This window comes from Gilliamella apicola (genome assembly GCF_003202915.1).
Taxonomy (GTDB): Bacteria; Pseudomonadota; Gammaproteobacteria; order Enterobacterales; family Orbaceae; genus Gilliamella; species Gilliamella apicola_Q.
The window spans coordinates 336,157-358,302 of sequence record NZ_QGLP01000004.1; the positions used below are offsets into that span (position 1 = coordinate 336,157).

The 22,146-nt window shown below is 37.0% G+C and carries 22 protein-coding genes, 1 other RNA gene and 1 riboswitch; of the genes, 9 read left to right on the plus strand and 14 right to left on the minus strand.

Annotated features, from left to right (window positions below):
* Nucleotides 1–22: 22 nt before the first annotated feature.
* The 4 genes from DKK79_RS03060 to raiA form a co-directional block, all read right to left on the minus strand.
* Complete coding sequence (locus tag DKK79_RS03060) at nt 23–1,216, minus strand: MFS transporter (RefSeq protein WP_110422787.1); 1,194 nt, start codon at nt 1,214–1,216, stop codon at nt 23–25.
* Nucleotides 1,217–1,290: 74 nt separating this feature from the next.
* Entirely contained in the window at nt 1,291–2,328 is a 1,038-nt protein-coding gene (gene mutY / locus DKK79_RS03065) for an A/G-specific adenine glycosylase (protein ID WP_110422788.1), read from the minus strand.
* An 8-nt stretch (nt 2,329–2,336) separates the two neighbouring features.
* The gene (gene pheA, locus DKK79_RS03070; RefSeq protein ID WP_110422789.1) at nt 2,337–3,488 is read right to left on the minus strand and encodes a bifunctional chorismate mutase/prephenate dehydratase; all 1,152 of its coding nucleotides are present in this window, start codon (nt 3,486–3,488) and stop codon (nt 2,337–2,339) included.
* Between the two features lie 97 nt (nt 3,489–3,585).
* On the minus strand, nt 3,586–3,918 hold the full coding sequence (raiA, locus tag DKK79_RS03075; protein WP_110422790.1) for a ribosome-associated translation inhibitor RaiA: 333 nt from the start codon (nt 3,916–3,918) through the stop codon (nt 3,586–3,588).
* 250 nt (nt 3,919–4,168) lie between these two features.
* On the opposite strand from raiA, the gene trmJ reads away from it, so the two are divergent.
* The gene (trmJ, locus tag DKK79_RS03080) at nt 4,169–4,909 is read left to right on the plus strand and encodes a tRNA (cytosine(32)/uridine(32)-2'-O)-methyltransferase TrmJ (RefSeq protein WP_110422791.1); all 741 of its coding nucleotides are present in this window, start codon (nt 4,169–4,171) and stop codon (nt 4,907–4,909) included.
* A 50-nt stretch (nt 4,910–4,959) separates the two neighbouring features.
* Here the strand turns inward: trmJ and cysS are convergent, their stop codons facing one another.
* From cysS to mog, 5 genes are all read right to left on the minus strand, one after another.
* Nucleotides 4,960–6,351 carry a cysteine--tRNA ligase gene (gene cysS, locus DKK79_RS03085; RefSeq protein ID WP_110422792.1) on the minus strand — a complete coding sequence of 464 codons (1,392 nt, stop codon included), beginning with the start codon at nt 6,349–6,351 and terminating at the stop codon, nt 4,960–4,962.
* 225 nt (nt 6,352–6,576) lie between these two features.
* On the minus strand, nt 6,577–6,819 hold the full coding sequence (locus DKK79_RS03090) for a GlsB/YeaQ/YmgE family stress response membrane protein (protein ID WP_110422793.1): 243 nt from the start codon (nt 6,817–6,819) through the stop codon (nt 6,577–6,579).
* Nucleotides 6,820–7,160: 341 nt separating this feature from the next.
* Nucleotides 7,161–8,522, minus strand: a complete 1,362-nt coding sequence (gene lysC / locus DKK79_RS03095) for a lysine-sensitive aspartokinase 3 (protein ID WP_110422794.1) — start codon at nt 8,520–8,522, stop codon at nt 7,161–7,163.
* A gap of 72 nt (nt 8,523–8,594) precedes the next feature.
* Nucleotides 8,595–8,769: riboswitch (Lysine riboswitch) on the minus strand.
* Between the two features lie 108 nt (nt 8,770–8,877).
* A complete protein-coding gene (argR, locus tag DKK79_RS03100) occupies nt 8,878–9,336 on the minus strand; it encodes a transcriptional regulator ArgR (protein ID WP_110422795.1) in 459 nt (152 codons plus the stop codon).
* Nucleotides 9,337–9,529: 193 nt separating this feature from the next.
* Nucleotides 9,530–10,108 (minus strand): molybdopterin adenylyltransferase, encoded by a 579-nt coding sequence (mog, locus tag DKK79_RS03105; protein WP_110422796.1) that lies wholly within the window; start codon nt 10,106–10,108, stop codon nt 9,530–9,532.
* A gap of 150 nt (nt 10,109–10,258) precedes the next feature.
* Here mog and DKK79_RS03110 point away from each other — a divergent pair, with 150 nt between their 5' ends.
* Together DKK79_RS03110 and DKK79_RS03115 are read left to right on the plus strand one after the other, a co-directional pair.
* Nucleotides 10,259–11,203 carry an ABC transporter ATP-binding protein gene (locus DKK79_RS03110; RefSeq protein ID WP_110422797.1) on the plus strand — a complete coding sequence of 315 codons (945 nt, stop codon included), beginning with the start codon at nt 10,259–10,261 and terminating at the stop codon, nt 11,201–11,203.
* Nucleotides 11,196–11,966, plus strand: coding sequence for an ABC transporter permease (locus tag DKK79_RS03115; protein ID WP_086363041.1), 771 nt, complete (start codon nt 11,196–11,198; stop codon nt 11,964–11,966). Before DKK79_RS03110 ends, DKK79_RS03115 begins: the two co-directional genes overlap by 8 nt.
* Nucleotides 11,967–12,021: 55 nt before the next feature.
* Here DKK79_RS03115 and DKK79_RS03120 read toward each other — a convergent pair whose 3' ends face one another.
* The 3 genes from DKK79_RS03120 to accB form a co-directional block, all read right to left on the minus strand.
* On the minus strand, nt 12,022–12,660 hold the full coding sequence (locus DKK79_RS03120; RefSeq protein WP_110422798.1) for a bifunctional 4-hydroxy-2-oxoglutarate aldolase/2-dehydro-3-deoxy-phosphogluconate aldolase: 639 nt from the start codon (nt 12,658–12,660) through the stop codon (nt 12,022–12,024).
* A gap of 66 nt (nt 12,661–12,726) precedes the next feature.
* On the minus strand, nt 12,727–14,073 hold the full coding sequence (accC, locus tag DKK79_RS03125) for an acetyl-CoA carboxylase biotin carboxylase subunit (RefSeq protein ID WP_110422799.1): 1,347 nt from the start codon (nt 14,071–14,073) through the stop codon (nt 12,727–12,729).
* A gap of 40 nt (nt 14,074–14,113) precedes the next feature.
* A complete protein-coding gene (gene accB / locus DKK79_RS03130; protein ID WP_110422800.1) occupies nt 14,114–14,569 on the minus strand; it encodes an acetyl-CoA carboxylase biotin carboxyl carrier protein in 456 nt (151 codons plus the stop codon).
* Between the two features lie 370 nt (nt 14,570–14,939).
* Between accB and DKK79_RS03135 the strand changes: the two genes are divergently transcribed.
* From DKK79_RS03135 to DKK79_RS03160, 6 genes are all read left to right on the plus strand, one after another.
* Nucleotides 14,940–15,983 carry a rod shape-determining protein gene (locus DKK79_RS03135; RefSeq protein WP_065562215.1) on the plus strand — a complete coding sequence of 348 codons (1,044 nt, stop codon included), beginning with the start codon at nt 14,940–14,942 and terminating at the stop codon, nt 15,981–15,983.
* Between the two features lie 115 nt (nt 15,984–16,098).
* Nucleotides 16,099–16,941, plus strand: coding sequence for a rod shape-determining protein MreC (mreC, locus tag DKK79_RS03140; RefSeq protein WP_110422801.1), 843 nt, complete (start codon nt 16,099–16,101; stop codon nt 16,939–16,941).
* Nucleotides 16,928–17,419 carry a rod shape-determining protein MreD gene (gene mreD / locus DKK79_RS03145; protein ID WP_110422802.1) on the plus strand — a complete coding sequence of 164 codons (492 nt, stop codon included), beginning with the start codon at nt 16,928–16,930 and terminating at the stop codon, nt 17,417–17,419. The genes mreC and mreD overlap by 14 nt, the downstream gene beginning before the upstream one ends.
* Before the next feature lie 12 nt (nt 17,420–17,431).
* The gene (gene rng / locus DKK79_RS03150; protein ID WP_110422803.1) at nt 17,432–18,907 is read left to right on the plus strand and encodes a ribonuclease G; all 1,476 of its coding nucleotides are present in this window, start codon (nt 17,432–17,434) and stop codon (nt 18,905–18,907) included.
* A 74-nt stretch (nt 18,908–18,981) separates the two neighbouring features.
* On the plus strand, nt 18,982–20,439 hold the full coding sequence (gene tldD, locus DKK79_RS03155; RefSeq protein WP_110422804.1) for a metalloprotease TldD: 1,458 nt from the start codon (nt 18,982–18,984) through the stop codon (nt 20,437–20,439).
* A 29-nt stretch (nt 20,440–20,468) separates the two neighbouring features.
* A complete protein-coding gene (locus DKK79_RS03160; RefSeq protein ID WP_110422805.1) occupies nt 20,469–21,161 on the plus strand; it encodes a DedA family protein in 693 nt (230 codons plus the stop codon).
* Between the two features lie 2 nt (nt 21,162–21,163).
* On the opposite strand, the gene rnpB is transcribed toward DKK79_RS03160, so the two are convergent.
* Nucleotides 21,164–21,552: RNase P RNA component class A (gene rnpB / locus DKK79_RS03165), an RNA gene on the minus strand.
* Between the two features lie 186 nt (nt 21,553–21,738).
* The gene (locus DKK79_RS03170) at nt 21,739–22,101 is read right to left on the minus strand and encodes a hypothetical protein (RefSeq protein WP_110422806.1); all 363 of its coding nucleotides are present in this window, start codon (nt 22,099–22,101) and stop codon (nt 21,739–21,741) included.
* Nucleotides 22,102–22,146: the final 45 nt, after the last annotated feature.

Below are 22,146 nucleotides of genomic sequence, written 5' to 3' on the forward strand. Positions count from 1 at the left end.
CTCGTTCCTCACTTTTTAGTGATTAAGTGGTTTTAGCGCGACGAGCTGATTTAAGATAATGTAACCAACATAACAAACCTAATGATCCTAAAACCGTTCCTGTAATAATTATCGCCAGCCAACCGTAATTACTATACAAATACGTCGAAGCAATAGAGCCTAACATGCCGCCAATAAAATAACTTACCATATAACCGGTATTCATCCGGCTGCGGGCTTCTGGTCGAATTTGATAGATGGCGTTCATATTTGATACATGAGTAACTTGTACCGCAAAATCTAATAAAATTACGCCTAAAATTAAAGCTAAAAGAGAATACTCGGCAAGAGAAAGTGGTAGCCAAGAGGCTAGGAGTAGGATTAAGCCAATGGTGGTAGCTAAAAAGCCTTTTCCTTTGTCAGATAACCTACCAACAATAGGCGAACCAAGTGCTCCAGCTGCACCCGCTAAGCCGAATAATCCGATTATAAAATCGGAATAATGATAAGGTGTATTACTTAATACAAAAGCGAGTGGTGTCCATAACAATGAAAATAATGCAAAGGAGATAATTGCCAATAATGATCGAATGCGCAACACGGTTTCTTGTTGATATAACGATCCAATCGAGAATAGCAGTTGAAAATAATTAATATTAATCGTATTTTTATAGCTAGGTAACGATATGTAAAGTAACAAAGTGACAATAGTCATGATTGACGCGGCGATCCAATACACATAATGCCAATCAGTCATTGAGGAAACCAAACCAGCGAATGCTCGGCCTAATAAAATACCAAGCAACATCCCACTCATTAACGTGCCGACAATTTTACCTCGATGCTCGGGATTTGATAGTGTTGCCGCAAATGGAATGAGTACTTGGGCAACAGTTGAAAATAGACCTGTCATAGCCGTACCTAGCATCAGCATCCACAAACTTTGTGATGTTGCACTAATCAGCAAACCACAAGTAGATAATATCATCAAGGTTAGTATTAACCGTTTACGTTCCATTTTATCGCCTAGTGGGGTGATAAATAATAACCCTATGGCATAACTAAATTGTGCTGCCATGATGATAAAACCAGCGTGTTTCACCGCAATATGTAAATCATCAGTTATTGAGTGCAGTAGTGGTTGAGCATAATAATTACTCGCGACGGTTATCCCAATGGCAAAAGCCATCAGGAATACTAACCATGTCGATAGGCTTTGCGCCTGTTTGCTATTCATAATAAATAAGTTAGCTAATAAATGATGGTTAATTATATATCAAAAGATCATCGGATACTGATAGATTGTAATAGTTAACGAGATTGATTTAATAAATTATATACAGGCGTAGCTAAGCCGATTTTCGCATTCTCTGAATTGAGCTTATACCAATAACCGTTTGACTCATCCAAACACTTAGTGTTGTTTGTTATCTCACAGTAAATGGGCACAATATCTAAATGAAAATGGCTAAAAGTATGTCGAAATGCAACTAATTGTTTAGGTTTGCTGGTTTTAATACCATGGTTATCTAGCCAGTCAGTTAAGGCATGCTCGCTGGTAAATTGCGGTAAGCAGTATAATCCCCCCCAAATACCGGCAGGTGGTCTTTTCTCTAGCCAAATCTTATTGTCCTGTTCCAGCATTAGAAAATAGGCAGTTTTTTCAGGGATGGTCTTTTTCGGTTTTTTGGTTGGATACTGTTGCCAACTATCAGTCTTATATGCGATACATAATTGATGCAAAGGGCATAGAATACATTTAGGCTTAGAGCGAGTACAAACCATCGCGCCAATATCCATCATGGCTTGATTGAATTTTGCAACGTTATGTTTAGGTGTCACTTGTTCACTTAAATGCCAAAGTTGATTCTCAACAATTTTATTCCCAGGCCAACCGTCTATTGCAAAAGATCGGGTTAAAACTCGCTTTACATTGCCATCAAGTATCGAGTAATGTTGATTTTGTGATAGAGATAAAATGGCACCAGCGGTTGAACGCCCAACTCCCGGCAAGGCAATCACATCTTCAAATTTAGTTGGAAATTTACCATCAAAATTATTAGCGATAACCTGTGCTGCTTTATGTAAATTACGTGCCCTAGCATAATAACCCAGCCCCGTCCAAAGGTGTAATATGTCGTCAATTGGCGCTTTAGCTAAATCAGTAATTTTAGGAAATTGCGCAATAAAACGCTTAAAGTATGGAATAACCGTTGCTACCTGTGTCTGTTGTAACATGACTTCGGATAACCAAACATGATAGGGGCTTTTTTCAATTTGCCATGGTAGTGATTTTCTGCCGTACTGTTCATACCAGTTAAGTACCGCATTTGAAAAACAGTTTGTCATGCTAATCATTACATAATAGCAGTAATTGAATCACTCGGATAACAGCCAAGTACTTTAGTATATAAAGTGATAGCAGCTAATTCTTTAAGTGCAATTTGCATTTCGTAATCGTGAATATTGCCCTGCAAATCAATATAAAACATCTCTTCCCACGGGGTGCCATGGATAGGCCGTGATTCGAGTTTGGTCATGACAATATTGTGATTACGTAAGACCGATAACGCATCAACCAGAGCACCTGCTTGTTGGCCAGTTTTCATTAAGATTGTGGTTTTAGCAGGAATTTGATCGGATACTTCAATCGGCTCATGCGCTAACACAATAAAACGAGTAATATTCTCTTTTTGATTAGCAAAATTGTGCTCAAGAACTTGTAGGCCATATAATTCCCCACCATCTTTATTACCCATAGCCGCGATATTTGGTTGATTTAATTTCGCGACAGTTTCCATGGCCGATGAAGTGCTGTCGCAATAAACGATTTTCCAATGTGGATAATTTTCTAAGAAATTACTGCATTGTTGAAATGGTTGTGGATGGCTATAAATAGTATCTATCTGATCTAGTTTGACATTAGGAATAGCTAAAACGCAGTGATCAATCGGTAAGGATAGTTCGCCAATAATATGTAAATTGGTTTTTTGCAACAAATCATAAACTTCATTGATAGATCCAGAACTGGAGTTTTCTATCGGTAAAATTCCATAATCAACAACTTGTAATTCAACTTTTTCAAAAATATCTTTAAAGGTATTACAACTTGATTCAGTCAACTGGTCAAAGTGTGCACTTGCATAACGACGAGCCGCTGAATGGGAATAGGATCCTTTTGGTCCTAAAAACGCAATTTTGGCTGAAGAGAGAGCACCTTGATTAAGTTTTTCTTGTAGAAATTTCTGTTGCAGCAGAACAGAATCTTCAATAATAATTTGATATAAACGCCTAATTAAAAGGTCATCAAGATGATATTGTTTACCTTGTTCGATTAGTGCCTTAATCAGTGAACGTTCACGCGCTAAATCGCGCAAAGGGATGTTTGCTGCTATTTTGGCTTGAATAACTTCTGTTGAAACTTGACGTCTTTCGGCTATGATTTCAATCAATTTTTGATCGAGTTGATTAATTTTGTCACGTAAAGGCAATAAAGGATTGGTAGTCATGTTCATTAATAGATTAAAAATTAGATGGGCAATATTATAGCAAGCAAAAAAATAAAGGCACTAGTAAAGTGCCTTTTTATTAAATTATAACAATAAATTATTCTTCTTCTTCAATTACTGCATTTTTAATACTGTCAAATGCGCGGCGTGATTCGCCTTTATGTTGAAGTTTATTTAACTGTTTTTCAAGTTTAGCAATTAAATCATTAATAGCTGCATACATGTCAATGTGTTTAGCGGAAGCAACGAGTGGCGAACCTTTGGTTGCAATAGTTGCATCAACAATAAATCCATCAGGCTCTTTAGATAAAATAAAGTGAGGGTTGATTAGTAAAGCTCTCCATTTATCTAGTTTCGAGAACTTATCTTCAAGATAGCTACGAATTGCAGGGGTAATATCCATTTGTTTACTGGTAATACTTAAAGTCATAATTGACCTCCACTATGTTTACTTTCTAATTGAGCTTATATAATTATTCTATTGATTACATTGACAAATTTTTTACCTTTCGTCAATAAATAATTTTGTTTTGCATAAACTTTTTGTGAGTTTTGTCTAAAATAATTACCACTAATTGTTATTAAAGTAGACTAAACTGCTGTTAAACTAATTTTTATTATATACTGTGGCTTATTGAAATTAATTTAAAGTATAAGTTCAATTGTTTAATGAGGAAAATGTGAGTTATTTAGATAATATTAAGATTGTTTTAGTGGAAACTTCTCATACGGGTAATATGGGATCAGCTGCTCGGGCAATGAAGACCATGGGATTATCCAATTTATGTTTAGTTAATCCAATAATAAAACCAGATTCCCAATCAATTTCACTGGCAGCCGGCGCGAGTGATATTATCAAACAAGCTCAAATTTTCTCATCCCTTGAAGCGGCGGTTGCCGATTGTTCGTTGGTTATTGGTACCAGTGCGCGTCCACGAAGTTTGCAATGGCCCAATTTAACGCCGAAAGAGTGTGGGGACAAAATTATTGCTGAAGCTTGTCGTCATGCTCAAGTTGCTTTGGTTTTTGGTCGTGAACGAGTCGGGCTAACCAACGATGAATTACAAAAATGCCACTTTCATGTTAGTATTCCGGCTAATCCTGACTATAGCTCTTTAAATTTAGCGATGTCAGTTCAAGTTCTTAGTTACGAAATTCGCATGTCGCTGTTGTCTGCTCAAGAGGCATCAATAAAATTAGATGAACAGGATATCAATGAAGTTCATTACCCTAAAGATGAAGATATTGAACGTTTTTATCAACATTTAGAGCAGACATTATTACAAACTGGCTTTATTAACCCTCACCATCCAGGGCAAATTATGGGGCGTTTACGGCGATTATTTACTCGAGCTCGTATCGAACAGCAAGAACTCAATATTTTACGGGGAATTTTAACCTCTATAGACAAAAAACAGTAAGATTTATCCCCTAGCTTATTACTAATCTAGGGGGATTTTAACTTACTGCATTAACTCTTTTTACGCCATGTTGTGCCGTTAGCACCATCTTCTAGAATAATATTCATTTGATTAAGTTTATCTCGAGCTTCATCAGCTAAAGCCCAATTCTTACTTGCACGAGCATCGTTACGTTGTTTGATCAAGGCTTCAATCAGTTGTGTATCCTCATCATCTTGGCTATTACCCTGTAAAAATTTAACAGGATCTTGTTCAAGCAAGCCTAGTACCGACGATAAAGAGCGTAGCTCAGCGGCAAGTTCATTCGCTAATGGCATATCATTTTCAGCTTTAGCTTTATTAATCTCTCTAGCCAAGTCAAATAATGTTGAATAGGCTTCAGGCGTGTTGAAGTCATCATCCATCGCCTGACAAAATTGTCGATGATAATCACTATCTGGTGTGTTGTGTGGATAGTTTGCATCGGTATCTCTTAAAGCGGTATAAAGTCTTTCTAAAGCGGTACGAGCTTGTTTAAGATTTTCTTCACTATAGTTAAGTTGGCTACGATAATGACCTGATAATAAAAAGTAGCGCACAGTTTCTGCATCATAATGTTTTAGTACATCACGGATGGTGAAAAAATTATTTAGTGATTTCGACATTTTTTCTTGGTCAATCATTACCATGCCCGAGTGCATCCAATAATTTACATATTGGCCGTCATGGGCACAGGTAGATTGGGCAATCTCATTTTCATGATGTGGGAACATTAAATCAGATCCGCCACCATGAATATCAAAATGGTTGCCCAATTGATGGCTATTCATAGCAGAGCATTCAATATGCCAACCAGGTCGGCCTTTACCCCATGGAGAATCCCAACTTGGTTCGTTAGGTTTTGACATCTTCCAGAGTACAAAGTCCATTGGGTTACGTTTTACTTCCACCACATCAACTCGAGCTCCGGCTTGTAACTGCTCTAAATTTTGGCGTGATAAGATACCGTAATTAGGATCACTATCGACAGAAAACATTACATCACCATTATCAGCAATATAAGCATGATCTTTTTTTAGCAATTCTTCAACTAGCTCAATAATTTGTGACATATGACGAGTGGCACGCGGTTCAACATCAGGCCGTTTGATATTCAGTGCATCAAAATCGGCATACATCTCTGTCAACATGCGATCGGTTAACTGATCACAAGTTTCACCGTTTTCAAGTGCACGTTTAATGATCTTGTCATCAACATCGGTAATATTGCGAACATAAGTAAGATCGTACCCCAAAAAGCGTAAATAACGAGTAACGACATCAAATGCTACAAAAGTACGTCCATGGCCGATATGGCAAAGGTCATAGATAGTGACACCACAAACATATAGCCCAACTTTGTTGGGGGTAATTGGTTGAAATACTTCTTTTTCTCGAGTTAGTGTATTGAATATTTTTAGCATTATTATCAGCTGCTCATGTCAAATTGCGATTAGCGCTTAATATAACAAAAATCTGAGTATGGCGGAATGAATTATTCTACTCTTCAAGATTAAAAACAGTACAAATAACAATAAATTTTCAATTAACGAAAAATTAAAGAATCGTTAGCCATTAATAACAAAAAGCGGACAATTAATTTGATAAAAAATGGCGAGCTAATTAGCTCGCCATTTTATTCAGTGAAGTTATTTGATTAGTCGGTAAAGGTAAATAAGTAAAATAGACCCAAGCACAGAGATAAACAAACTCGGGAAGTTAAAACCAGTCACACTACCCCAACCGAAGAAGGTACTGATATAACCACCGACCAATGCGCCAGCTACACCAAGTAGGATAGTTTTTAGTACACCCACTTGTCCTAATGGCATAAAAAACTTAGCGATCCATCCAGCAATTAATCCTAGAATAATCCAGCTTAAAATACCCATGATAATTTCCTTCGTCTAATTAAGTTAAAAGTTACTTTTTGTAAAGCTTAAAACCTATTGAAGATGACAATAAGCGTTATGAAAGATATAACTTATTAATAAAACGTAAAATTTACAGCTTTAAAAAAATTGTTATCTAAAAATGAAGAAAAATGATTAATACGTAGATCTGTGTGTAGCGATAAATGTATGTAATGGCATTACAGATAACCTTGCATACAAATATTGCATTTAGTTTACAATTATTTTTTCAAATATTCTAGGAATTTTTGGTGTTGCTTAAATGAAGATTTATATCATTATTTGTTAGGAGCGATGGTAAAATCGCTCCCATTAAGTAATTATTCAAAGATCGTTTTATGTAAAACTTTAATCACCTCTTCTGCATCGTTACTTCTTGCCAGCAGACAAAGATTATGTGTGCTGGCACCATAACAACAAAGTCGAATAACGAAGTCATCTAAAGCGCCAAAGACTTCCTTAGCGATACCTTTGGTTGTGGTTAAATTGTTACCAATTATGGCTATCAATGCTAAATCTTCTTCAACTTCGACATGACATACTGTTGATAATTCGTCGAATAACGCTTTAGTTAATAAGCTATTACCATTAGTATTGGTACCTGTGGTGTCAATGGTTAATGCAATACTAACTTCAGACGTGGTGACTAAATCAACCGATATATTGTGTTTAGCTAATATAGTAAAGACATTAGCTAAAAAACCTTGTGCATGCAGCATATTTAAGCTAGTTAGTGTTAGTAATGTCTGTTTACGACGTAGTGCTAACGCTCTAAATGACGGTAATTCAGATTTAATGCTGTGGGTATTATAAACAATGGTGCCACCTGCTTGTGGGGCTTTACTTGAACCAACAAATACCGGAATATTGCTACGCACCGCCGGAACAAGTGTTGCCGGATGTAAGACTTTAGCACCAAAAGTGGCCATTTCGGCTGCTTCAGCAAACGATATTTCGTCAATACGTTTTGCACCAGAAGTGATGCGTGGGTCGGTGGTATAAATGCCAGCAACATCAGTCCAGATATCGATTTGTGTTGCATTTAATGCTTCGCCAAGTAAGGCGGCGGTGTAATCACTACCACCACGACCTAACGTGGTAGTTTTGCCTGTACTTTCACTACCAATAAAGCCTTGAGTAACCACGATAGTTTCTGGATTTAATGATTTTAAATGTGCGCAACAAAGTTGTTTAATTTCGTCAATTTTTGGTACTGCTTTACCAAATTTATCATCGGTTCGCATCACTTTTCGTACATCAAACCAAATGGCATTTTTTTGTTTTTCTTTTAATATTTCGACAAATAGTTTTGATGACATGATTTCGCCATAACTGACTAATTCATCTGTCAGCGCTGGGGAGGTGGCTAAACTTGCTGCTTCTGATAATGAAGCAATATTGGCAATTATTTGGTCAATTTCAGCGCGTAAAGTTGGATTTTCAGGTAAATTTTCTAAAATGCTATATTGAATCGATTGAATTTTAGCAATATGTTTTGATCTGATATTGATATCACGACCTTCGGCTAAGGCTACCAATAAATTGGTTATCCCCGCAGAAGCAGACAACACAACGACTTTGACGTTAGGATTAGCTATGACAATATTGGCACTGTTAACCATTGCTGGATAATCTGCAACGCTAGTACCACCGAATTTAGCAATTATAAATGATGTTTCCATGAATTCCTCATATTAAAAATTTTTATTTTTAACAGAGACAGAGCGGGCATGTCCTATTACAGCAAAAAATACATACCGTGAAGCGCTCCACCTGTTAGGGTGACAACCCAAGGGATTCAGCCCTTGCAGTCGATTTAATTGTTTTCTGGATTAACAATCAAACCTCGGCATTACACCCCCTCAATTATTTATCAACGGTTCCAGCACCTAAAATAATCTACCTGAGTAATGCGCCTCTTCTTTTCGTAATTTTAATTACAAAATCAGTGCCATATAGGATTAACGATTTTGCCAAGTGTGTCAATAGGTTAAATATTAAAAAAAATATTTGTTTTCGCTAATATAGCCCCTTTATTTATAAGCTTCGTTCAAATAATTCAATAATGGTTTGATATAATTTTTTTACCGAACACTCCTTAGTTGGTGTACTAAAAATCGTATCATCACCAGCAATTGACCCTAAAATTCCTTCTGACTTACCAATTGAATCTAACAATCTGGCAATCAGTTGCGCAGCTCCCGGACTGGTACGAATAACTACCATTGAATTATTGTAATCGATATCCAATACTAAATTTTTTAAAGGGCTACTTGTTGTAGGTACACTCATTTCGGCGGGTAAACAATAAACCATTTCAGATTTTGCATTGCGAGTTCTTACCGCACCAAATTTGGTTAACATTCTGGATACCTTGGATTGATTAATATTATCAAATCCTTGTTCTTGTAAGGCTTGTACGATACCTATCTGAGAACTAAACTTTTCCTGTAAAAGCATTTCTTTAAAAGTTTTAGTGAGATCGTTTTGTTTCATACTGTTCCTTTAAATTTAATTTATGACCAATTAACTCAATTGAATTAATTAACCGTTTTAGCTGATTAACTAAAATTACGTGATTTTAGTGAATAATTCTGCAATTATTGATATCTAGAGTGATGCGTTTATCAATCTTACCATTTGAATAGTGAATATAATCCACATAATTATGCATGATATTTGCATAAAATTAAAGGTTGGATTTGCTGGCATTTTTCGGTCGAAAAGCTTTAACGATGTGATCATGGGTTTCGATATAGGGACCTTCTAATAAGTCAATACAATATGGAACACTGGCAAAAATACCAGTCACCATAGTGTTACCTTGGCTATCTTTAACACCTTCTAGCGTTTCTTTGATTGATTTTGGTCGACCGGGTAAATTCAGAATTAAACATTGCTTACGAATGACACCAACTTGTCTGGACAAGATCGCAGTTGGCACAAAATGTAAACTAATTTGTCGCATTTGTTCGCCAAAACCTGGCATTAATCGGTCAGCAATTGCTAAGGTTGCATCTGGAGTAACATCTCTAATTGCTGGCCCTGTACCGCCAGTAGTTAATATTAGATGGCATTGCAACTTATCTACCAATTCGCATAAAATCTCTTCAATGATTAGTTGTTCATCAGGAATAATACGTTGTTCGGTAATAAATGGTGTTTTTAAGGCTGTCTGTAACCATGATAACAGCGCTGGAATACCTTCATCTTGATAAACACCTTGTGATGCTCTATCCGATACTGAAACCAAACCAATTTTGATCATAACCTGCAATCCTTAATCTTATATTTATCTAATCATTATATTGTTAGCATTAAAAATTGAATTAATCTTAAAATCATAACAATACCGTCGAACGGTCAAACATGATATCATATTATATAAATAACAAATTATAGAATTAGGATTCATTTTATGTCATCAACGCCCGCACTAGAGCTCATAGCGCTCAAGAAAAAATATAAAAATGGTGTAGAAGCATTAAAAGGAATTAATTTAACCGTGCAAGCAGGGGATTTTTATGCTTTGCTCGGTCCTAATGGGGCAGGTAAATCAACCACCATTGGTATAATTAGTTCTTTAGTTACCAAAACCTCTGGGCAGGTTAAAATCTTTGGATATGATTTAGACAGTGATGTTGTTAATGCAAAAAGGCAATTAGGTCTGGTGCCGCAGGAGTTCAACTTTAATCAATTTGAAAAAGTTTTACAAATTGTTACCAACCAAGGTGGTTACTATGGCTTGCCACGCAAATTAGCTTTACAACGAGCAGAAAAATATCTACGTATTTTGGATTTGTGGGATAAACGTCATAGTCGAGCCTGTATGTTATCTGGCGGAATGAAAAGACGGCTGATGATAGCTAGAGCACTTATCCATGAACCAAAATTACTCATTCTTGATGAACCAACCGCAGGGGTTGATATTGAAGTACGCCGTTCTATGTGGGATTTTCTACGAGAAATTAATCGTCAAGGTATTACCATTATATTAACGACTCACTATTTGGAAGAAGCTGAAATGCTATGTCGCCACATAGGTATTATTCAGCGTGGTGAATTAGTTGCTAATTCATCAATGCGTGATTTGTTAGCTAAAAGTCAGTCTGAAACCATTGTTATTGATTATGTTCCGACCGCTACACCTATTGCGCTAAATGGTTATACTTTTACGGATGTTGAGTCAGGAATGTTAGAGGTTAAAGTAGATAAACAACATAGATTAAATCAACTATTTGAACAACTCAATCAACAAGATATTAAAGTGATTAGTGTTCGTAATAAAGCCAATCGATTAGAAGAATTATTTGTAGATTTATTACATAACGATACAAAAGCTAAAGGAGCTATTGATGAATAATTTATACTGGATTGCCTTAAAAAGTATTTGGCGTAAAGAAGTTACCCGATTTTTAAGGATTTGGATCCAAACATTGATTCCTCCAGTTATTACTATGTCACTTTATTTTGTTATTTTTGGTAATTTGATTGGTTCTCGAGTTGGAGACATGGGTGGTTTTAGCTATATGGCATTTATTGTCCCCGGTCTAATTATGATGTCGGTAATTACAAACTCTTATACTAACGTTTGTTCTTCATTTTTTAGTGCTAAATTTCAACGAAATATTGAGGAGCTATTAGTTGCACCAGTGCCTACTCATATTATTATTTTGGGATATGTCGGTGGTGGCGTCATGCGTGGCTTATTAACAGGCGTTTTAGTTACTATTGTGTCGCTATTGTTTGTAAGATACCAAGTTTATTCATGGCCTTTTGTCATTTTTACCTTATTACTAACCTCAATTTTGTTTTCATTAGCAGGGTTATTAAATGCTGTATTTGCCAAGACATTTGATGATATTAGCATTATTCCGACTTTTGTACTGACTCCATTAACTTATTTGGGGGGCGTGTTTTATTCAATCACCATGTTACCCACTTTTTGGCAATGGGTTTCTAAACTTAATCCAATTGTTTATATGATTAATGGTTTTCGTTATGGCTTTTTAGGTGTTAGTGATGTGTCATTGATAATTACTTTTTCAATGTTATTACTGTTTGTCAGTATATTATATCTGTTAGCGTGGAAGTTTATTGAAAGTGGCAGAGGGCTTAGAAGTTAATTAAATCAGAATAGCGAATCAAAATAAACCGCCGACCAATGTCGGCGGAAAAGTATTATTGAGCACCGGCAACCGCTTCTTTGGCCATTTCAGTGATTTTAGCAAAATCACCTTTAGCAATCGCATCTGTAGGGATAAACCAAGTTCCACCTACACAAAGTACATTATCAAGTGCTAAATAGTCACGATAGTTTTTCGGATTTACACCACCAGTTGGGCAGAATTTCATATAACCACAAGGACCAGCAAATGCTTTTAACGCTGCAACCCCGCCATTTATTTCAGCCGGGAAGAATTTCAATGCTGTTAAGCCATATTCTTGGGCAGTTAATAATTCTGAAATAGTTGCAATCCCAGGAATAACCGGTACAGAACCTTCAACTGCTGCTTTTAAAATAGAATCAGTAATACCCGGAGTGATGATAAATTCCACACCAGCTTCAGTGGCTTGTTTAAGTTGCTCAACGCTGGTTACTGTACCCGCACCCACTACCGCCTCAGGTACTTCTTTAATAATTTTCTTAATTGCGTCAAGTGCACAAGCTGTTCTTAAAGTGACTTCAAGTACTTTTACACCGCCAGCAATTAACGCTTTAGCTAAAGGAACTGCATCTTCTAAACGCTCGATAACAATAACCGGTACTACTGGACCCAATGTTAGAATATCTTCTGCGCTTTTTTTCCAATTTTTCATATGTATTACCTATACTTTATTTACTTCTATACAGCAATAAGCCCTCAAACTATAGAGGGCTTATTTTTACTCATAAATACCTAGTTTCTTCTCTAGATAGTGAATGTTGGTACCACCTTTTATGAAACCTTCATCATTCAAAATTTCTAGATGAAGTTCAATATTGGTTTTTATGCCGTCAATAACCAGTTCTGCTAATGCATTCTTCATGCGAGCAATGGCGACTTCACGAGTTTCACCATAGGCGATTAATTTTCCGATCATTGAATCATAATATGGCGGCACACTATAACCAGCATATATATGTGATTCCCAACGAATACCAAATCCTCCCGGCGCATGGAAGCGAGTAATTTTCCCCGGTGAAGGCATAAATGTTTTTGGATCTTCGGCATTAATTCGACACTCTATTGCATGACCTTTGATTTTAATATCATTTTGATCAATTGATAAAGGTTGACCTGCGGCAATCAGAATTTGTTCACGAATAAGATCAATACCAGTAACCATTTCAGTAACTGGATGTTCTACTTGAATACGGGTATTCATTTCGATGAAATAGAATTCGCCATTTTCAAATAAAAATTCAAAAGTACCTGCACCACGATATCCGATTTCGATACAGGCATTAACACAACGTTCACCGATGAATTTACGCATTTTTGGTGTAATACCAACTGCTGGCGCTTCTTCAAGCACTTTCTGGTGACGTCGTTGCATTGAGCAATCACGTTCTCCCAAATAAACAGCATGCCCCTGACCATCAGACAAAACCTGAATTTCGATATGACGAGGGTTTTCAAGGAATTTTTCCATGTAGACCATGTCATTATTAAATGCAGTTTTGGCTTCAAGCTTAGTCATTTTGATTGATTGCTCAAGGTCTTTTTCTTCTCGAACAATTCGCATTCCGCGACCACCGCCACCACCAGATGCTTTAATAATAACAGGATAACCAATTTTTTTCGCAATTTGCTTATTGGTCTCCATATTGCTACCTAGTGGACCATCAGAACCAGGAACACAAGGCACACCTGCTTTTTTCATCGCTTCAATAGCTGATACTTTGTCACCCATTAAGCGTATAGTATCTGGTTTTGGGCCAATAAATATAAAGCCTGAACGTTCAACCTGTTCAGCAAAATCTGCATTTTCTGATAAAAATCCATATCCAGGATGAATAGCTGCGGCGCCGGTTACTTCGGCGGCAGAGATTAATGCAGGGATATTAAGATAACTTTTGGCAGAAGCTGCTGGACCTATACAAACGGTTTCGTCTGCAAGTAAAACATGTTTCAAATCTTTATCTGCCGAAGAGTGAACAGCGACAGTTTTAATTCCAAGTTCTTTACATGCTCGCAAGATGCGAAGAGCGATCTCTCCGCGGTTAGCAATAAGAATTTTATCAAGCATATTCAATCTCTTAATCGTTTAAGTTAATAAATAATTCTGATTATTCAATAATGAATAGCGGTTGATCGAATTCAACTGGTTGACCATTTTCAACTAAAATAGCTTTAATAGTCCCTGCTTTTTCTGATTCAATTTGGTTCATCATTTTCATTGCTTCTACAATACAAAGTACATCACCAACATTTACACTTTGGCCGACTTCAACAAACGCTTTTGATTCTGGGCTTGGTGTACGATAAAACGTCCCCACCATTGGTGATTTAATCGTTGAACCACTGTTGGTGTCTGCGATGACTTCTGCCTCAACTGTAGGCGCAACCGCTACTACAGCAGGAGCTGGTTGCGGGATTTGAATATTTTGCACTGGAGCGGAGTAGTTTGTTGCAGGTATTGAACGACTAATTCGAACTGATTCTTCACCTTCAGAAATCTCAAGCTCAGAAATACCTGACTCTTCTACTAATTCAATTAACTTTTTAATTTTGCGTATATCCATGAATTACACCGTGTTTATTTGATATAAATAACAATTATTTTAATGTACCTTTAATATCTTAAAAATGATTTTTTAATTCGATACTAAAAATAGTAACTCAACATTAACGCGGAAGGATACACTGTAAATATTAATTTGTCATTATATATCTCCTTTACACACACTTGTTATACTATTTTCTAGGTATTATTTTCAAATTGCGATACAATAGTAATCCTTAATTATTATTGAGGCTGGCTGTGGTTTTTATTCGTTAAATAATCTATTATTTGTCGGATAAAATTAAAAATATATATTTTGTAGACGCCTAAGTTTGCTTCTAATACTCAAATATATTTAAACAAGATTAATTCTAGGAAGAGTTTTTATTATGTTCAAAAAAGTTCGCGGCTTGTTTTCAAATGATTTATCGATTGATTTAGGTACAGCTAACACCCTCATTTATGTTAAAGGGCAAGGTATTGTGCTTAACGAACCTTCAGTTGTTGCCATTCGTCAAGATCGCTCAGGGACACCAAAAAGTGTTGCTGCCGTTGGGCATGCTGCGAAACAGATGCTAGGGCGTACGCCAGGTAATATTGCGGCGATTAGACCAATGAAAGATGGTGTAATTGCCGACTTTTCCGTAACTGAAAAAATGTTACAGTACTTCATTCGACAAGTTCATAGCCATAGCTTTTTAAGACCAAGTCCGCGTGTACTAGTTTGTGTGCCTGTAGGTGCTACACAAGTTGAACGCAGGGCTATTCGTGAATCAGCATTAGGTGCTGGAGCACGTGAAGTTTACTTAATTGAAGAACCAATGGCTGCAGCTATTGGCGCTGATTTACCTGTTTCAGCACCGACTGGCTCAATGGTGGTTGATATCGGTGGTGGTACAACTGAAGTAGCCGTTATTTCGTTAAATGGTGTGGTTTATTCCGCGTCGGCACGTATTGGTGGTGACCGCTTTGATGAAGCAATTATCAATTATGTTCGTCGTAATTATGGTGCATTAATTGGTGAAGCAACCGCTGAAAAAATTAAGCACTTTATTGGTAGTGCTTATCCAGGTGATGAAGTGCTTGAAATTGAAGTGCGTGGCCGTAATTTAGCCGAAGGTGTACCACGTAGCTTTACCTTAAATTCAAATGAAATATTAGAAGCATTGCAAGAGCCATTAAGTGGTATTGTTAGCGCGGTTAAAGTAGCACTTGAACAATGTCCACCAGAACTTGCTTCAGATATTTCTGAGCATGGTATGGTATTAACAGGTGGTGGTGCATTATTGCGTAATATTGATAAATTGTTATCGGCTGAAACAGGTATCCATGTTGTTGTCGCTGAAGATCCTCTAACTTGCGTAGCGCGTGGTGGTGGTAAAGCACTTGATATGGTTGATATGCATGGTGGTGATCTCTTTAGTGAAGAATAACGTTAAATAATTACTAATAAGTAACCAACTATTTCATTTTATCCGCCGACATTGTCGGCGGAGTCATATATTAGAATAGTTAACTACTTAGTATATAACAGGTAAATACTGAACAATGAAATTACTTTTTTCTAAACGTTCGCCTCTGAGTGTACAACTATTTATTGCGCTAACACTTGCTCTGACGCTAATGGTATTAGACATAAATTATCGTCCTTTTAAAGAGGTTCGTTATTATTTAGATACCATGATTTCACCGCTTTATCATGTTTCAAGTGCACCAAAATCATCATTTGATTCCCTATATGAAATGTCAAAAACGCAAGAGACATTAGTTAAGGAAAATGCAAAATTGCAAGAAACATTAATGCAACAAAAAAGTGATTTACTATTACTTGAACATTTAAAACATGAAAATGATCGACTAAGAGAATTGCTAGGTTCGCCTTTAAGGCACGATGAACATAAAATGGCTGCTCAAGTACTATTAGCGGATACTGATCCTTATGTTTATCAAGTGGTAATTGATAAAGGTGAAAATAATGGTGTTTATGTCGGTCAACCGGTAGTAGACGAAAAAGGTATCGTTGGACAAATTTATCAAACCGCTCAAGCAACTAGTCGAGCGATATTAGTTTGTGATTATCAACATGCAATTCCCGTACAAGTACTAAGAAATGATATATCAATGGTGGCTGTTGGCAATGGATGTAATAAAGATTTAACCCTTGATTTTTTACCTAATAATGTTGATATCAAAGTTGGTGATGTTTTAGTTACTTCTGGGCTTGATGGCCGTTTTCCTGAGGGATATCCGGTAGCGGTAGTTAGTTCAGTTAAACTTGATATTAGAGATTCTACCCCAATAATTTCTGCTACGCCAACCGCAGATTTGAAACGTTTACGTTATTTATTGCTATTGTGGGGTGAGCAAGGAGTAAAACATGATGGGGAATAATCGAATCAGCATATTGATTATTTGGTTAACATTGCTAATTGGTTTATGTGTACAAATCATACCTTGGTCGCCAGAATATAATATGTTCAAACCTCATTTATTAGTGTTAGTCTTGGCTTATTGGTTAATTGCTTTGCCGCATCGAATTGGCATGAGCGTAGCATTTTTATTAGGTGTCATTTTAGACCTATTTTCAGGAACACTTTTAGGTATTCATGCAATTATATTTTGCTGCGTGGCGTTTTTGTTAATGTTTAAATTCCAGCTAATTCGCAATTTAGCTTTATGGCAGCAGTCAATTATCATATTTGCTGTTTCACTTTGTTACAACTTATTAATATTTTTACTTCAGGTAATTATTTATCATACCGTAACGATTTCACCTTTAGTTTTTATATCTAGTTTTGTCGATGGTGTATTATGGATAGTGATTTTTCTATTCTTAAGACTGATAAGACGGAAATTTGCTATCAGTTAATAAGGAATCATTATGTCTGTTGAATTATTAATGAATGTTACGCCGTCAGAAACCCGTGTAGCATATATTGAAGATGGGATATTACAAGAAATCCACGTTGATCGCGAATCACGCCGAGGTATTGTCGGTAATATTTATAAAGGTAAAGTCATTCGTATTTTACCTGGTATGCAAGCTGCGTTTGTTGACATTGGGCTTGAAAAAGCTGCATTTTTGCACGCATCGGATATCATGCCGCATACCGAGTGCGTATCGGATAGTGAACAAGAACAGTTTCAAGTGAAAGATATTTCTGAACTAGTTCGCCAAGGCCAAGATTTAATGGTGCAAGTCGTTAAAGATCCTTTAGGTACTAAAGGTGCAAGACTTACCACCGACATCACATTGCCATCACGCTACTTAGTATTGATGCCGGGTGCAAACTCTGCTCATGTTGCGACATCCCAGCGAATTGAATCGGAAGAAGAGCGGGAAAGACTTAAAAAAATCGTTGAACAATATATCACTGATGAAACTGGCTTTATTGTAAGAACTGCGGCTGAAGGCGCAAATGCTCACGAACTTGAACAAGATGCTAACTTTTTAAAACGGTTATGGGCCAAAATTCAAGAGCGAATGGCAAGGCCAATTAGCAAATATTTAGTCTATGGTGAACTTGCCTTATCGCAACGCGTATTACGTGATTTTGTCGGTGACCCAATTGAACGAATTTTAGTTGATTCAAAATTGACTTATGACTTATTGGTTGAGTTTACCCAAGAATTCATGCCGGAAGTGACTAACAAACTATCCCATTATCGCGGTAATATTCCAATATTTGATCTGTATGATATTGAAAACGAAATTCAACGAGCCTTAGATCGTAAAGTTAAATTAAAATCGGGTGGTTATTTAATTATCGATCAGACCGAAGCCATGACTACAATTGATATTAATACAGGCGCATTTGTTGGTCATCGAAATTTAGAAGAGACGATTTTTAACACGAATATCGAAGCAACGATTGCTATTGCCCGGCAATTACGATTACGCAATTTAGGTGGTATTATCATTATCGACTTTATTGATATGCAAGAAAATATTCATCGAGAGAGGGTATTACAGTCATTACAAGACTTTTTAGCTAAGGATCGCGCCCGTACTTCGGTAAATACTTTCTCTGGTTTAGGACTGGTCGAAATGACACGTAAGCGGACTCGTGAAAGCATTGGTCACATACTTTGCGAAGAGTGCCCTGCATGTAAAGGAAGAGGAATTGTTAAATCGGTTGAAACGGTTTGTAACGAAATTCTTCGTGAAATCGTTCGGGTATACAAAGCTCATCGTTCTGAATACTTTTTGGTATATGCTTCGGCGGCGGTGGCTAATGCATTAACGACGGACGAATCACACGCATTGGCAGAAGTTGAAGTGTTTGTTGGCAAACGGGTCGAAGTTAAAGTCGAGCCACTGTATATACAAGAACAATATGATGTCGTACTGATGTAATTGAAATTAATAAGTTAAAAATAAAACAATAATTTTTATAATTTTATATTTAAAATCATTAGATTAAGGAATTTATGAACGTAACTCAAGTGAGTGAACGGTTACTCAATCCAAATAACTTAAATCAGCAAGATATAGCAAATTTGCTTGATATGCTTAGTTCAAGGCAAATTGATTTTGGTGATTTATACTTTTTATCTGGTTATTACGAAAGTTGGTCACTTGAAGATAGTATCATCAAAAATGCCTCTTTTCATCGTGATCAAGGTGTTGGCGTAAGAGCAATCATTGGTGAAAAAACAGGATTTGCCTATACTGACCAGCTTTCACTAGCTCGTTTAGAACAGAGTGTGCTGGCAGCAAACTCAATCACTAAACAGCAAACACCAATTGCAGTTACGCCATTTAAAACGGCTTATAATCTCATTAAGTATCCTTCGATTAACCCAATAAATACCTTTGCGCAAGAACAAAAAATTGCCTTATTACATCAAGTCGACAAGTTAGCACGCGCAATTGATCCTAGAGTTATTGAAGTATCAGCAAGTTTAATTGGTAGCTATGAAGATATTCTAATTGCAGGTACTGATGGTACCTTATGTGCGGATATTAGGCCTTTAGTTCGCTTATCGGTATCTGTTCTTGTTGAACAAGATGGTAAACGTGAGCGAGGTAGCAGTGGTGGGGGTGGTCGATTTGGTTATGACTATTTTTTAACGACTAATCACAAAACGGGTGAGAGTCATATAGATAGTTATACCCGAGAAGCAGTTCGTCAAGCCTTAGTCTTGCTCTCAGCCAAAGCAGCTCCAGCCGGTACCATGCCAGTTGTTCTCGGTGCTGGTTGGCCGGGAGTTTTACTGCACGAAGCAGTAGGACACGGATTAGAAGGGGACTTTAATCGTAAAAATAGCTCGGTATTCTCGGGAAAAATTGGCGAACAAGTGACTTCAGAACTTTGTACTATTGTTGATGACGGAACAATTGAAAATCGTCGTGGTTCACTCTCTATTGATGATGAAGGCACACCAAGTCAAAAAACGATATTAATTGAAAACGGAATTTTAAAAGGCTATTTGTTTGACAAACTCAATGCCAAATTAATGGATTGCCATTCGACTGGCAATGGCCGACGTGAAGGCTACGCTTGTTTACCAATGCCTAGAATGACCAATACTTACATGCTTGCCGGAACCTCAACTTTTGATGAGATCATCCAAAGTGTAGATTATGGACTATATGCACCTAATTTTGCCGGTGGACAAGTGGATATCACCTCTGGAAAATTTGTCTTCTCAACCTCTGAAGCTTATTTAATTGAAAAAGGTAAAATCACCACACCGGTTAAAGGCGCAACGCTTATTGGTTCTGGTATTGAAACTATGCAACAAATTTCGATGGTAGGTAATAATCTCGAACTTGATCCTGGCGTAGGTGTTTGTGGTAAAGCAGGGCAAAGCGTGCCGGTTGGTGTTGGTCAACCAACTTTAAAAGTGAATAATTTAACCGTCGGTGGTACTATTAACCACTAATAACAATAAATAATGAGAAATTAAGCTAAATGGATACAATCATTACACTCTACCAAGCATTTGTTCATATGGATATAAAAACACTCTCAAATCCAGAAGTGTTATGGATACTATATGGCATGCTATTTGTTATCATCTTGTTAGAAAATGGCGTTTTACCGGCTGCCTTTTTACCGGGTGACAGTTTACTGTTTCTAACAGGGGTATTGATCAGTCTTGATGTTTTTCATTTTGGTCTTATCAACTTAATTCTTATAGCAGGTGCGGCATTCGGCACTTGGCTTGGTTATGCCCAAGGTCGCTGGCTGGGTAATACCAAAATTGTGCAAAATTGGATGGCGCACTTACCAGAAAAATATCATCGTAAATCTGAAGTACTATTCCACAAATATGGCTTACAAGCGCTATTTATTGGTCGATTTATTGCATTTGTTCGCACATTATTACCAATGATGGCGGGATTATCCGGTTTACATAGCCGCAAGTTCCATATCTATAATTGGATCAGCGCAACATTATGGATATTTTTGATCGTCACATTAGGTTATCTATTCGGATTATCACCGATTTTCAAAACCTATGAAAAGCAAATCATGTCGTTATTGATGTTAATACCGGTATTTTTATTGGTGTTAGGCTTAATCTTTTCGATTTGGCTAGCGGTAAAACGTTGGTTAAGTACTAAAAAGCAAGCAAAGCAAAGCGGGTCAGAAAAAAAGTAAAAAGGTGAAATTAACCGATAAGCCGGGTTCTGTCGTGGACAATCATTCCTCTAGGCTAATGCTCACGCATTAGCTCAAGCAGTCTACCCGGATTCAACGCGGGCCGCGCCAATGAATCCCTATTTGACCTTGCTCCGAGTGGAGTTTACCGTGCCACAACTGTTACCAGTTGCGCGGTGCGCTCTTACCGCACCCTTTCACCCTTACCTGATCTTATTGCTAAGCCATCGGCGGTATACTCTCTGTTGCACTAGTCGTGAATCTCAGCTCGCGCCAAAACCCCCCAGGCGTTACCTGGCACTCTGCCCTGTGGAGCCCGGACTTTCCTCCCCTCTGTTTGTCTCCCTCTTGCAAGGGACTACAACAAAGCAGCGATTGTCTGGTTAATTTCGCCAAAGAGTATAACCTAATAGAGACTTTTGTCCAGAACAGAATAGGGTATAAATGAAGGGAATCTAAACAAAAGTAAAAAATAATAAGGTTAAATTTGAGAATAATTGTCTGATACGTCAAGAAAACAGCTAAAACAAACAATCAAAAGCACACTTAATCAATGTGCTTAACAATCTTCTGATAATTACCACTTCTTCTGTTTATTATTTTGTGAATAGTCAAACCAGGTTACAACACCTTGATTGATGATCACTTCTAAAGTACTTTCAACAATATCGTATGAGGTTTCACCCAATAAAGCATTATTGGTTGAACTCTTTTTCAGATATTGGTAAGTCCATTTTGATTCATTAGCATTGATAACAACTTTACTTGCTGGTTCACCAAAAATTAGTAGCAGTTGAGCCTCAGGCGTTGAACCTTCGACAATTCTATTAACTTTTTCATAGCTCAGAGGTGTACCTTGTTCTAAATAGTTTTTTTGTGAACATGCCGATAATGCCAATGTAAAAAACAAAAGCAGTAAAATTTTACTAAGATGTTTCATATATTATTGCCTACACAAAAGATTTATAGCCGAGGATAACATATC